Below are 13,252 nucleotides of genomic sequence, written 5' to 3' on the forward strand. Positions count from 1 at the left end.
GTCAGGCCTTCCGGAGCCAGAACGTGAGCCCGATCGCCTCCTCATGGAACGGCTCGGCCCCGGCCCAGGACGGCTCCCCGGGCGCGTAGTCGGTGGCCAGCACCTCGTCCGCGACCAGCTCGGCGTGCTCCTCGAGCGCCGCCGCGGTGTCGTCCCGGGACGTCGCGTACCGCAGCGCGATCCGGTCGGAGATCTCCAGGCCGCTGGTCTTGCGGGCCTCCTGGATCAGCCGGATCGCGTCCCGGGCCAGCCCGGCCCGGCGCAGCTCGGGCGTCAGGTGCAGGTCCAGGGCGAGCGTCGCGCCCGCCTCGGCCGCGACGGCCCAGCCCTCGCGCGGCGTCTCGGTGACGATCACCTCGTCCGGGCCGAGCGTGACCGTCTCGTCGCCCACGACCACCGTGGCGTTGCCGGTGGACCGCAGCGACTCCTTCAGCGCCGTCGCGTCCGCGCCGGCGACCGAGGCCGCCACCTGCTGCACCGCCTTGCCGAACCGCTTGCCCAGCGGCCGGAAGTTGGCCTTCGCCGTGGTGTCCACCAGCGAGTCGCCCGCGGAGCCCACCGGGAGCACCACGCCCACGTTCAGCTCGGCCGCGATCTCGGCCAGCAGGTCGGCGGGCAGCTCGGCGAAGCCCGGCGCCGACGCCAGCGCCCGGGACAGCGGCTGGCGGGTCTTCATGCCCGAGTCGGCCCGGGCGGCCCGGCCCAGCTCGACCAGCCGGCGGGCGGTCGCCATCTGCGCCGAGAGCGCCGGGTCGATCAGCGCCGGGTCGGCGACCGGGTACGCGGCCAGGTGCACCGACCCGGCCGCGGTCGGCGTCACCGGCACGACCAGGTGCTGCCAGACCTTCTCGGTGATGAACGGCGTGATCGGGGCCATCAGCAGCGTGACCGTGGTCAGCACCTCGTGCAGGGTGGCCAGCGCGGCCGGGTCACCCCGCCAGAACCGGCGGCGGCTGCGGCGCACGTACCAGTTGGACAGGTCGTCGACGAACGCCGCCAGCAGCTTGCCGGCCTCCTGGGTGTCGAACGCCGCCAGCGCCGCGTCCACGCCCCGGGTCAGGGTGTGCAGCTCGGACAGGACCCAGCGGTCCAGCAGCGGGCGGGCGGCCGGCGCCGGGTCCGCCGCCGACGGGGTCCAGCCCGCGGTGCGGCCGTACAGGGCCTGGAAGGCGGCGGTGTTCCAGTACGTCAGCAGGGTCTTGCGGACCACGTCCTGCAGGGTGGTGGGCCCGATCCGGCGCGCGGACCAGGGTGAGCCGACCGCGGCCATGAACCAGCGCACCGCGTCGGCGCCGTGCCGGTCCATCAGCGGCAGCGGCTCGAGGATGTTGCCCAGGTGCTTGGACATCTTGCGGCCGTCCTCGGCCACGATGTGGCCCAGCACGACCACGTTCTGGTATGCCGACCGGTCGAACACCAGCGTGCCGATCGCCATCAGCGTGTAGAACCAGCCGCGCGTCTGGTCGATCGCCTCGCAGATGAACTGCGCGGGATAGGTGCGCTCGAACTGCTCCTTGTTGCGGTACGGGTAGCCGAACTGGGCGAACGGCATCGCGCCGGAGTCGTACCAGGCGTCGATGACGTCGGGCACCCGGGTGGCGGTGGCGCCGCAGTCGCAGGCGAAGGTGACCTCGTCGATGAACGGCCGGTGCGGGTCCAGCCCGGACAGGTCCGCGCCGGTGCGCTCGCTCAGCTGGGCCAGCGAGCCGACGCAGGTCAGGTGGCCCTCGGGGCAGCGCCAGATGGGCAGCGGGGTGCCCCAGTAGCGCTGCCGGGACAGCGCCCAGTCGACGTTGTTGGTGAGCCAGTCGCCGTACCGGCCGTGCTTGATCGTGGGCGGTTGCCAGTTGGTCTGCTCGTTCTCGTCGAGCATCCGGTCGCGGACCGCGGTGGTGCGGACGTACCAGGACGGCTGCGCGTAGTAGATGAGCGGCGTGTGGCAGCGCCAGCAGTGCGGGTAGCTGTGCTCGTACGCCTCCTCGCGGAACAGCAGGCCGCGGCTCTGCAGGTCGGTGACCAGCGCGGCGTCCGCGGTCTTGAAGAACACGCCGCCGACCAGCGGCACCTCGGGCGCGAACGTGCCGTCCGGGCGTACCGGATTGACCATCGGCAGCCCGTAGGCCCGGCAGGTGGTCAGGTCGTCCGCGCCGAAGGCGGGGGCCTGGTGCACCAGGCCGGTGCCGCTGTCGGTGGTGACGTAGGACGCGAGCACCACGATGTGCGCCTCCGGCACCTCGACCAGGTCGAACGGCGCGCGGTAGGTCCACCGCTCCAGCTCCTTGCCCGGCAGCGACGACACGACCCGCCAGGACGGGCCGAGCACCTCCGCGAGCAGCGGCTCCGCGACCACCAGCCGCTCCCGGCCGTCGGTGGCCACCACGTAGGTGACCTCCGGGTTGACCGCGACGGCGGTGTTGGAGACCAGCGTCCACGGCGTCGTGGTCCAGACCAGCAGCGACGCCTGCCCGGCGAGCGGGCCGGAGGTCAGCGGGAAGCGCACGTAGACCGACGGGTCGACGTCCTGCTCGTAGCCCTGGGCCAGCTCGTGGTCGGACAGCGCGGTCTGGTCCCGCGGGCACCACGGCGCGACCCGGAAGTCCTCGACCAGCAGCCCCTTGTCGAAGATCCGCTGGAGCGACCACCACACCGACTCGATGTAGGCCGGGTCCATGGTCCGGTACGCGCCGTCCAGGTCGACCCAGTAGCCCATCCGCTGGGTGAGCTCGGCGAACGCGTCCGTGTGCCGGGTGACGGACTCCCGGCACCTGGCGTTGAACTCGGCGATGCCGTACGCCTCGATGTCCTGCTTGCCGGTGAAGCCCAGCTCCTTCTCGACGGCGAGCTCAACCGGCAGGCCGTGGCAGTCCCAGCCGGCCTTGCGGTCGACGTGGAAGCCCTTCATGGTCCGGTAGCGCGGGAACAGGTCCTTGAAGACCCGGCTCTCGATGTGGTGCGTGCCGGGCATGCCGTTCGCGGTCGGCGGGCCCTCGTAGAAGATCCACTCCGGGCGGCCCGCGGACTGCTCGAGGCTGCGGTGGAACACGCTGTTGGCGTGCCAGAAGTGCAACACCTCGTGATCCAGCGCACCCAGATCAACCTGGGCCGGCACGGGCAGGTACATGGCTGAACTCCTCGGGAGACGCGGGCTAAGCGAAGCGTGCCGGATCGCCGGCGCCGACGCGAAGGATTTCCGGCTCGCCGCCGGACAGGTCGATCACCGTGGTCGGCACGGTGCCGCACTCACCCGAGTCGATCACCCCGTCCAGCGCGTGGTCGAGCCGTTCCTTGATCTCCCAGCCCTGGGTGAGCGGCTCCTCCTCGCCGGGCAGCAGCAGCGTGCTGGAGAGCAGCGGCTCACCCAGTTCCGCGATGATCGCCTGGGTGACGGCGTGCTCCGGGATGCGTACCCCGACGGTTTTCTTCTTGGGGTGCAGCAGCCGGCGCGGCACCTCCCGGGTGGCCGGCAGGATGAAGGTGTAACTGCCCGGGGTCGCGGCCTTGACCATCCGGAAGACCGCGTTGTTGATCTGCACGAACTGCCCGAGCTGGGCGAAATCGCTGCAGACCAGGGTGAAGTGGTGGTCGCCGCTCAGGTGCCGGATCTCCCGGATCCGGTCCAGGCCCTTGGCGTTGCCGATCCGGCAGCCCAGGGCGTAGCAGGAATCGGTCGGATATGCGATCAGGCCGTCGTCCTGCAGGATGCGGACCACCTGCGAGACGGCGCGTGTTTGCGGATTGTCCGGATGTACGTCGAAATACTTCGCCACCCTGAGAGCGTAGAACGCCCGGTGCCGCCCGGTGCGGTATTCCGTATCCGCCGGGCCCGGCGCGGAGAACCATGCTTTTACCTGCGTGAATCTTTACTGGGCGGCCGACGGATGGCAGCGTGGCCACATGAGACGGAGAGCCGCGCTCGTCGTTGCGCTGATTACGGCAATGGTGGGTGCGTCCGCGGGAGCAGCGGGCGCCGCACCGAGATCCTCCTACACCTACCTGCACCCCGGCGGCCAGCCCCGGCTGACCGAAAAGGTGCCGGTCAATGTGGTGTTCCTCGGCTACGAGCCGAACCAGGTCGGTAAGGCCGCCTACCTGTCCGGCCTGCCGAAGAAATACGAACCGCTCGTCCGCTACCGGCTGGTCTACGGCCAGACCGAGAAGCTCGGCATCACCTACACCTACGACTACCAGGTCAGCTACGGCAGCAAGTCCTACGAGGACAAGTTCTTCTCCCAGCTCGGCAAGCTGGCCAAGCCGGCGCCGCTGACCGCGTACCAGACCGCCTACAACGAGCAGGCGGGCAACGTCAAGGACATCACCTCCAACAACGTCATCGACGCGCCCAGCGTGGAGAAGTGGCTGGCATACCACCCGCCCGCCGGCGTCGACACCCGGCGCAACACGATCTTCTTCATCAACTGGTACGGCCGCTCCGACTTCAAGTTCCACGTCTACACCAAGATCGGCGAGCCCGACCCCGACACCGGGTACGACTTCGGCAAGGAGCGGGACAGCCGCAAGGTCATCGCCTGGGGCGGCACCACCGCCGACGACGAGGAGACCGGTCTCGGCAGCACCCGGCGGGTCTGGTTCCACGACCTGTCGGCCGGCCCCGAGTCCTGGACCAGCAACTACGACGTGGACAACCCGGACCTCGACGGCGACGGCGTCGTGGACTACCGGATGCCACCGACCTGGGAGTACACCGCGGGGGGCTTCCGGGCGCCGGGTGCGCTGGCCGGCGACCTCGGGCTGATCACCCGGTACGTCGCGCTGAACCTGCTGATGACCACGTCGCCGCTCTACCCGGTGGAGCTGCCCACGCCCGAGCCGCCCAAGTCGCTCAACCTGGACAGCAACACCTACGAGGGCTGGCCCGGCGTCGACGCGTCGACCGAGTACATCACCCCGGGCCTGCTCGTCGACGAGCTGTCCGAGCTGCGCTGGCGCAACCGGCTGGACTTCGACAACCAGGACCTGCCGTACGACGCCAAGGCGGAGGAGTGCTACCTCGGGGTGCTGACCGACGAGAGCTGCTACCCCGGCTCCGGCTACCCGGCGTTCGCCAACCTGTACCTCTACAACTGGGCGAACCTCGAGCGCACCAAGGACGACGTCGGCCGGGTCGACTACGAGATCCCGCTGTTCAACTACGCCGTGGCCGAGGGCGTGGGCGTGCCGGCGCTGGGCTTCGCCGACGACAACTACGTCGACGGCACCCAGACCGGGGTGTTCAGCTTCATCTCGCCCGAGGTGGTCGCCTCCGGCTACGGCCTGACCACCACCCAGATCCACGAGGTCGGCCACCACTTGGGCATGAGCCACCCGCACGACGGCTACGACAGCGAGACCGGGGTGGACTACGGCCCGGAGGGTGAGTTCCTCTTCGCCAACGCCGGCGACGAGAGCAACTCGATGATGAGCTACATCGACGTCAACTGGGACTTCAGCCAGTTCGACCGGGACAACAGCGACCGGTTCCTGACCGCGGCGTACCACGAGGCCGCGAACCGGCTGGCTGCCGACGTGCTGGCCGCCCCGAAGGCGTCGAAGGTGCGCGCCCAGCTGCGCGCCGCCGACGTCCTGCTGGGCCTGTCCACCAAGGCGTTCGCGCGGCACGAGTACCGGGCCGCGTACGCGTTCGCCGAGGGCGCCTACAACGCGGTCGTCGCCGCCGCCAAGAAGGCCGGGGTCGACCCGGCCGGCGCGGCGAAGGCGCTGAAGGCCGAGGCCGACGCCGCGCGCCGGACCACCGAGGTGCACGACCCGCACGAGTTCATCGACACGCTGGCGCCGGACAGCCCGCGCAGTCAGCCGTAGTTGTTCCGGCGCGGCCCGGCTCCCGTGCGCTTCAGGGGAGCCGGGCCGCGCCCCTGGGTGCCCGCGGCCGAGCGCGGCGCTCAGCCGACGGGATAGACCCGCCAGCCGTCCGGCGGGGGCAGGCCGCGCCAGACCGTGAGGCTCATCGCCGACGGTGGGTACAGCGGCTCCGGCAGGGCGTCCGGGGCGTACCAGCCCCAGTCGTTCAGGACCTCCGGTTCCAGGGCGCGCGGCGGGGTGCCGGGCCAGGTCGCCACGGCCGCGGCGGTCACCCCGCTGCCGGCCGTGCGCACGCCGATGGCGATGACGTCGGGTCGCGTCCCGTCGATGCCCGCCTCCTCGGCCGCCTCCCGCGCCGCCGCCTGCTCGATCGTCTCGCCGCCCTCGACGTGCCCGCCGGGCAGGCACCAGGTCGGTTCCTCGCCCGCCGCCGTGCGGCGGCCGAGCAGCACCCGCCCGCTCGGATCGACCAGGATCAACCCCACACCCAGCACCGGTCTCGTCATGGCGTGATTTTGTCGTACCGGATCGCTAACGTGCCTCGCCATGCGGAGCTTTGAGTTCGTCGACGGCGCCTCGGCGAAATTCTGGGAGATCGGTCAGGACGGCACCGAGGTCACGGTCCGGTGGGGGCGCGTCGGCACGACCGGTCAGACCAAGGTCAAAACCTTCGGCTCGGTGGCCGAGGCCGAGGCGCACGAGCTCAAGCTGATCGCGGAGAAAACCCGCAAGGGGTACGGCGAGACGGCCGCGACAACCGCACCGGCGTCCCCCTCCCGCACACCGGCCCCGGCAGCCGCGCCTCCCGCGTCACCTCCTCCTGATGAGGATGTGTTCGTGTTCCCGGCTGCCTGGCACCGGCATCGTCATGTCCGCCGGGGGAGCAGCGAGGTCGGCCGGTTCGTGGCCAACCCCAAGGCGCGCACGCTCGCCGACGAGCAGGTGGGCCGGCGTCCCGGCATCGTCACCAACAGTCTCCAGGCGCCGACCACCGACCCGGCCGTGGCCCAGGCGGCCGAGGCCTGGCGCGCCGGCGATCCGCGGGCCGCCCCGGTCGGCGCCGCCGCCGTCGCCAAGGCCTCGACGCTCGGCAACTGGGACATCACCGACAAGATCGCCGTCTTCGCCGACCTCTGGATCGTCGAGCGGGGCCTGCGTTTCGCCGCCGAGGCCGCCGTCGAGATGGTGCGCCTGAAGTTCGACGACGGCCTCCCGCCCGGCGCGTATTCCAGCCGCGACCAGCGGTTCGGCCTGCGGTTCATCCGCGCCGGGGAGACCCATCACGGCCGGCAGTCCGACCCGGCGGTGCTCATCGCCCTGCGGGTCCGCGCCGCCCTCGCGGCCGCCTCCGACGACGAGCACGCCGAGGTCGTCGAGGCGCTCACCTCGTACCGGGCGGCCGGCGCCTACGCCCGCGCCGCGACCGCCGTGCTGGTGCCCGGCCGGTCCGACTGGGTCGCCGAGGACGTCGACGCCGCGGTCGCCGACCACGACGAATGGCGGGCGTCGATGCTGCTGACCGCCGCCGGCACCGAGGCCCAGGTGACCGCGCTCGGGCAGATCGTCAGCGGCTATGCCGCGGCCGGGGCCCTCGGGATACCGGCCACCGTCTGCGACGGCGTGGGCGTCGGCGCGGCGCCGGCCCTGTTCCACTGGTTCGACGACATCGGTTACGCCGACGGCCAGCGCCGGCTGCTGTCCGTGCTGTCCGCCCTGCCCAGCGACGACGTGCTGCGCGGGCTGGTGCAGCGCATCGACGTCAAGTACGTCGCGCCCGCCCTGCTCGAGGCCGCCGGCCGGTTCCCGGCGCGGGCGCTGCGGATCCTCGCCGAGAGTGCGGCCAAGCCCGCGCTCGCCGCGTTGCTGCGCGCCCACGCGCTCGCCCATCCGGCGGTGGTCGAGCAGGTGCTGCCCACGCTCGGCGCCGAGGCCCGGCAACGGGTGCAGACGATCCGCGACCAGGCCGCGGCGGTCGTGCCGGCGCCGCTCTCGGCCGTGCCGCCGCTGCTGGTCGACCCGCCGTGGCTGCGCGCCAAGCAGGCCGCCAAGCCCGTGGTCATCCCGGGACTCGCCTGCACCGACCCGCCGTCGGTCAGCTGGCTCGACGGGGAACGCGAGGCCTGGCAGCAGACCGCATACGTCAAGTACGGCGAGGGCGCCCAGGACTGGCGGAAGACCGCCAAGCGGATCGCCTCCGGCAAGGCCTCCTGGTACGAGCCCGCCGAATTCTTCGCCGAGGCGCCCGAGGAGGTCGCCCGCCCGGTGCTGGCGACCTGGCGGATCCAGGAGACCTGGCAGGCCGGTTCGTGGCTGCGGGTGGTCGCCGCCCGGTTCGGCACCGACGCGCTCCCGACGGTGCTCGACCTGGCCCGGCGCCAGCCTGCGGAGATCACCCAGGTGCTGCTGCCGTTCGCCGCGCCGGAGATCGCGGTGCTGATGGCCGACGCGTACGCCCGCCTCAAGAAAGTCCGCGAAATCGCGCTCAGCTGGCTGCTACGGCATGCCGCCGCGGCCGCCCGGGCGCTGGTGCCGCCCGCGCTCGACAAGCCCGGCGTCCCGCGCCGCCAGGCCGAGCAGGCGCTGCTCGCCCTGCACGCCGGCGGGCACACCGACGCGGTGCGGGCCGCCGCGCAGAGCTACGGCCCCGCCGCGGCGGAAGCCATCCAGGCGTTGCTCGACACCGATCCGCTGTCCGTGCTGCCGGTGAAGCTGCCGGTGCTGCCCGTCTGGATCACGCCGGGGCTGCTGCCGCCGGTGCTGCTGCGCGACGGCGCCGGCGCCCTGCCCGCCGAGACGATCGGCAACCTGGTGCTGGTGCTCGCGCTGGGCCGCACCAGCGCCCCGTACGCCGGCGTGGACGTGATCCGGCAGGCCTGCGAGCCGGAAAGTCTCGCCGAGTTCGCCTGGGGGCTGTTCCAGGGCTGGCAGCACTCGGGCGGCGACAGCAAGGAGGGCTGGATCCTCGACGTCCTCGGCGTGGCCGGCGACGACGAGACCGTCCGCCGGCTGACCCCGCTGATCCTGGCCTGGCCCGGCGAGGGCGGTCACGCCAAGGCGGTCACCGGCGTGCAGGTCCTGGCCCGGATCGGCACCGACGTCGCCCTGATGCACCTGCACGGCATCGCCCAGCGCGCGAAGTTCAAGGGGCTCAAGGCGGCCGCCGGTCAGAAGATGGACGAGGTGGCGGCGACGCTGGGGCTCACCGCCGACCAGCTCGCCGACCGGCTGGTGCCCCAGTTCGGGCTGGACGCGGCCGGCAGCATGGTGCTGGATTACGGGAGCCGTCAGTTCACGGTCGGCTTCGACGAGCAGCTCCGCCCGTACGTGGCGGACGGTGCGGGCAAGCGCCTCAAGGCCCTGCCGAAGCCGGGCACCCGCGACGACGCCGACCTGGCCCCGGCGGCCTTCAAGCAGTTCGCGGCGCTCAAGAAGGACGTCCGCACGGTCGCCGCCGACCAGATCCGCCGCCTCGAACGCGCGATGGTCACCGGCCGGCGCTGGAGCGGCACGGAGTTCCGGCAGCTCTTCGTGGCCCACCCGCTGCTCTGGCACATCGTGCGCCGCCTGGTCTGGGCGACCTACGACAAGACCGGCAAGCCGACCGGCGCGCTCCGGGTGGCCGAGGACAGGTCGTTCTCCGACGTGCACGACGACGAGGCGCCGCTGGCCGACGACGTGACCGTCGGGGTGGCTCACCCGCTGCACCTGGGCGACAGCCTGGCCGGCTGGGTCGAGGTCTTCGCCGACTACGAGATCCTGCAACCGTTCGCCCAGCTCGGCCGGGAAACCTTCACCCTGACCGCCGAGGAGGCCACCACCGCCCGGCTGACCCGCTTCGAGGGCATGACGGTGCCGACCGGCCGGGTGATCGGCCTGGAACGCAAGGGCTGGCGCCGCGAGACCCCGCAGGATGCCGGTATGCAGAGCCGCATCGAACTGGACCTCGGCCCGCAGCAACAGGTCATGATCGAGCTGGACCCGGGCATCGCGGTCGGCGCGATGGACGTCTTCCCCGAACAGAAACTGGAGGCGATCATCGTGACCGACGGCACCGCAAGCCGCTGGCAGCGCACCACGGAAGGCCACCTGCCCCTGGGCCGGCTGGACCCGGTGGCAGCCTCGGAAATCATCCGCGACCTGACGGAGCTGACCGCATGAGCCGCCCCCGATCGGTTGTTGAGGTCACCGAGCCGGCCGACCGGGTGCAGCGGCCCCCGGCCGAGGTCCGCTATGCCGACGAGCTCGCCCGGCTGCACGCGGCCGACACCGCCGAGCGGCCGCCGGGCTGGGCGCTCAGCGTGCAGGCCGCCCGCCGCTTCGTGGTCGGCGACAGCAAACTGGGCATCAGCCGCAAGTTCGTCGGGGACCCGTCGCTGATCGACCGCGCCCTCATCACCCTCGCGACCAGTCGCGGGCTGATGCTGGTCGGCGAGCCCGGCACGGCGAAGTCGCTGCTGTCCGAGCTGCTGGCCGCCGCGGTCAGCGGCGACTCCACCCTCACCATCCAGGGCGGCGCCGCCACCACCGAGGACCAGATCCGCTACTCGTGGAACTACGCGCTGCTCGTCGCCGACGGGCCGTCCCCGCGTTCGCTGGTGCCCGCACCGATGCTGCGCGGCATGGCCGAGGGCCGGACGGTCCGCTTCGAGGAGATCACCCGCTGCCCGCTCGAGGTCCAGGACTGCCTGCTGTCCCAGCTGTCCGATCGCGTCCTGGCGATCCCGGAGCTGACCGGCCCGGAGGCGATGGTCTTCGCCCGCGACGGCTTCAACATCATCGCCACGGCCAACACCCGCGACCGTGGTGTCAACGACATGAGCTCGGCGCTCAAGCGGCGCTTCAACTTCGAGACGGTCTTCCCGATCGCCGACTTCGGCACGGAACTGGCGCTGGTCGAGGCCGAGGCGTCCGCTCTGCTGCGGCGTTCCGGGGTCACCGCCGAACCGCGGCGCGACGTCCTCGAGGTGCTGGTCACCACGTTCCGCGAGCTGCGCACCGGCGAGACCGCGCGCGGTGACTCGATGGACCGGCTGTCCGCGGTGATGAGCACCGCGGAAGCGGTCTCCGTCGCGCACGCGATCGGCCTGCGCGGCTGGTTCCTGCGCGGCGAGCCCGGCACCGCCGAGGACCTGGTGTCCTGCCTGGCCGGCACGGCGGCCAAGGACAACCCGGAAGACCTGGCGAAGCTCCGCCGCTATCTGGCCCAGCAGGTCACGTGGCGCGGCGGCGACCAGTGGCAGGCCCTGCACAACGCCCGCCACCTGCTGCCGGGCTGAGCTGTGACGGTCACGTTCATCGGGGTCCGCCACCACAGCCCGGCCTGCGCCCGCCTCGTCGCGGCCACGATCGACACCCTGCGGCCGGCCTACGTCCTGATCGAGGGGCCGGCAGACCTCAACGACCGGATCGGCGAACTCCTGCTCGGCCACGAACTCCCGATCGCGGTGTTCAGCAGCTACCGCGACGGCGAACGCCGGCACGGGTCCTGGGCGCCGTTCTGCGCGTACTCGCCGGAGTGGGTGGCGCTCACCCACGGCCGAGCGGCGGGCGCGGAGCTGAAGTTCATCGACCTGCCCGCCTGGCACCCGGCCTTCGCCGGCCGCAGCAACCGCTACGCGGACGCCGAACTGCGCTACGCCGAGGTGATGGAAAGGCTGTGCGGCAGCTTCGACGTGGACAACGTGGACGTGCTGTGGGACCACCTCTTCGAGATCGCCCCGGAGCAAGACCTGGCGGAGCGTCTCGCGCTCTACTTCGATCTGGTACGCGGAGAGTCAGCAGCCGGCGAATCGGACACCGCCCGCGAAACGTACATGGCGTCATGGGTCCACGCCGCGGCGAAGGCGGCGGGCGACCAACCGGTGGTGGTGGTGACCGGCGGCTTCCACCGCGCCGCCCTGGTGTCCGCCCTCGCCGCCGCTCCCGCGACCATCGGGTGGCCCGAGGTGCCGGCCCTGCCGCCGGACGCGGTCGGGGGCAGTTTCCTCGTGCCGTATTCGTTCCGGCGGCTGGACGCCTTCGACGGCTACCAGTCCGGCATGCCGTCGCCCGGCTACTACCAGGAGTTGTGGGAGTCGGGACCGCAGGCGGCGGCGCGGCATCTCACCGAGTCGGTGGCGGGCCGGCTGCGCAACCGCAAGCAGCCGGTGTCCACCGCAGACCTCATCGCCGCCCGTGCCACCGCCGAGGGGCTGGCCACCGTGCGCGGCCACCGGCACCCGTCCCGGACGGACGTGCTCGACGGACTGGCAGCTGCGCTGGTCAACGAGGCTTTGGACGTGCCCCTGCCGTGGGCGGCCCGGGGCACGCTCCGGACCGGAAGCCACCCGGTCGTGGTCGAGATGGTCGCCGCGCTCAGCGGCACGCGCGTCGGCCGCCTGCACCCCGGCACGCCCGCGCCGCCCCTGGTGCATCACGCCGACGCCGAGCTCGAACGACTCGGCCTGGACGTCCCGACCGACCTCGACCTGGACCTGACCGTCGCGGCCGACCGGACCCGCAGCCAGGTGCTGCACCAGGTCCGCATCCTGGCCGTGCCCGGTTTCCACCGCGACTCCGGCCCCACCACGGGCCTCGACCCGGTCCTCCGCGAACGCTGGACGCTCCGGCCCGACCCCGCCCGGCTCACCGCGTTCATCGAAGCCGGTGCATACGGCACGACCCTCGGCGACGCCTGCACCGCGGCCCTCGCCGAACGGGCAACCCAGGCCGGCCGCGACGTGGACCTGCTCGCGGCGGTGCTGTTCGACGCCGCGCTGTCCGGCACGAGCGACGTGTCCGAGCAGGCTCTCTCCGCTATCGAGGCGACCGTCGCGGCGGCCCCCGACCTCGGCGCACTCGGCCGGATGCTCGCGGTGGTGCTCACCATGTGGCGGCACGACCGGATCCTGGGCACGGCCCACAGCGCAACCCTCGGGGTGGTGATCGTCGCATCGGTCCGGCGCGTCCTGTGGCTGGCCGAGGGCGTGCACGGCCGATCCGCATCGGCCGACCTGGGCCGGATCGGCGCCCTCGCGGCATGCCGCGACGCCCTGCGGTACACCCGCCCGGCTCTCGAGTTGGATCTCGCGGCCGCGCTCGAAGTGGCCGCACGCCTGTCGGCCGACAGCGAGGCGCCACCCGACCTGCGCGGGGCCGCGTTCGGCTTGCGCTGGGCGCTGCAGCCGCCGGACCCGGCAGCGGCCGACCAGGTAGTGACCGATTCCCCGGACCCGGCGGACCCCGACGCGGTGCGCGGGGCCGTGCAGCTGCGGGACCCGGCTCCCGATGCTGTGCGTGGGGCCCTGCAGCTGCCGGACCCGGCTCCCGACGCGGTGCGCGGGGCCGTGCAGCTGCCGGACCCGGCTCCCGATGCTGTGCGTGGGGCCCTGCAGCTGCCGGACCCGGCTCCCGACGCGGTGCGCGGGGCCGTGCAGCTGCCGGACCCGGCTCCCGA

Annotated in this window: 7 protein-coding genes; 4 read left to right on the forward strand and 3 right to left on the reverse strand. The window is 72.4% G+C overall.

The window, feature by feature from the left end; genetic code table 11:
- Position 1: 1 nt before the first annotated feature.
- Both ileS and ACIBQZ_RS01875 read right to left on the reverse strand, forming a co-directional pair.
- Positions 2 to 3,121 carry an isoleucine--tRNA ligase gene (gene ileS / locus ACIBQZ_RS01870; protein WP_396086552.1) on the reverse strand — a complete coding sequence of 1,040 codons (3,120 nt, stop codon included), beginning with the start codon at positions 3,119 to 3,121 and terminating at the stop codon, positions 2 to 4.
- A 25-nt stretch (positions 3,122 to 3,146) separates the two neighbouring features.
- Positions 3,147 to 3,767 carry an L-threonylcarbamoyladenylate synthase gene (locus ACIBQZ_RS01875; protein ID WP_396086553.1) on the reverse strand — a complete coding sequence of 207 codons (621 nt, stop codon included), beginning with the start codon at positions 3,765 to 3,767 and terminating at the stop codon, positions 3,147 to 3,149.
- Positions 3,768 to 3,894: 127 nt separating this feature from the next.
- Between ACIBQZ_RS01875 and ACIBQZ_RS01880 the strand changes: the two genes are divergently transcribed.
- Positions 3,895 to 5,817 (forward strand): hypothetical protein, encoded by a 1,923-nt coding sequence (locus ACIBQZ_RS01880; RefSeq protein WP_396086554.1) that lies wholly within the window; start codon positions 3,895 to 3,897, stop codon positions 5,815 to 5,817.
- A gap of 80 nt (positions 5,818 to 5,897) precedes the next feature.
- Here the strand turns inward: ACIBQZ_RS01880 and ACIBQZ_RS01885 are convergent, their stop codons facing one another.
- Entirely contained in the window at positions 5,898 to 6,323 is a 426-nt protein-coding gene (locus tag ACIBQZ_RS01885) for an NUDIX domain-containing protein (protein WP_396086555.1), read from the reverse strand.
- 40 nt (positions 6,324 to 6,363) lie between these two features.
- Here ACIBQZ_RS01885 and ACIBQZ_RS01890 point away from each other — a divergent pair, with 40 nt between their 5' ends.
- From ACIBQZ_RS01890 to ACIBQZ_RS01900, 3 genes are all read left to right on the forward strand, one after another.
- The gene (locus tag ACIBQZ_RS01890; protein WP_396086556.1) at positions 6,364 to 9,975 is read left to right on the forward strand and encodes a DUF4132 domain-containing protein; all 3,612 of its coding nucleotides are present in this window, start codon (positions 6,364 to 6,366) and stop codon (positions 9,973 to 9,975) included.
- Positions 9,972 to 11,093: an AAA family ATPase gene (locus tag ACIBQZ_RS01895; protein WP_396086557.1), complete on the forward strand. Its 1,122-nt coding sequence runs from the start codon at positions 9,972 to 9,974 to the stop codon at positions 11,091 to 11,093. The genes ACIBQZ_RS01890 and ACIBQZ_RS01895 overlap by 4 nt, the downstream gene beginning before the upstream one ends.
- Before the next feature lie 3 nt (positions 11,094 to 11,096).
- A partial coding sequence (locus ACIBQZ_RS01900) for a DUF5682 family protein (RefSeq protein WP_396086558.1) occupies positions 11,097 to 13,252 on the forward strand: 2,156 nt, incomplete at its 3' end.

The organism is Actinoplanes sp. NPDC049599, from assembly GCF_044465625.1.
Lineage (GTDB): Bacteria > Actinomycetota > Actinomycetes > Mycobacteriales > Micromonosporaceae > Actinoplanes.

Excerpts from the sequence above, each read along its gene's own strand:
- ACIBQZ_RS01895 (WP_396086557.1), top strand. The coding sequence starts at position 9,972 with ATGAGCCGCCCCCGATCGGTTGTTGAGGTCACCGAGCCGGCCGACCGG.
- ACIBQZ_RS01880 (WP_396086554.1), top strand. The coding sequence starts at position 3,895 with ATGAGACGGAGAGCCGCGCTCGTCGTTGCGCTGATTACGGCAATGGTG.
- ileS (WP_396086552.1), bottom strand. The coding sequence starts at position 3,121 with ATGTACCTGCCCGTGCCGGCCCAGGTTGATCTGGGTGCGCTGGATCAC.
- ACIBQZ_RS01885 (WP_396086555.1), bottom strand. The coding sequence starts at position 6,323 with ATGACGAGACCGGTGCTGGGTGTGGGGTTGATCCTGGTCGATCCGAGC.
- ACIBQZ_RS01890 (WP_396086556.1), top strand. The coding sequence starts at position 6,364 with ATGCGGAGCTTTGAGTTCGTCGACGGCGCCTCGGCGAAATTCTGGGAG.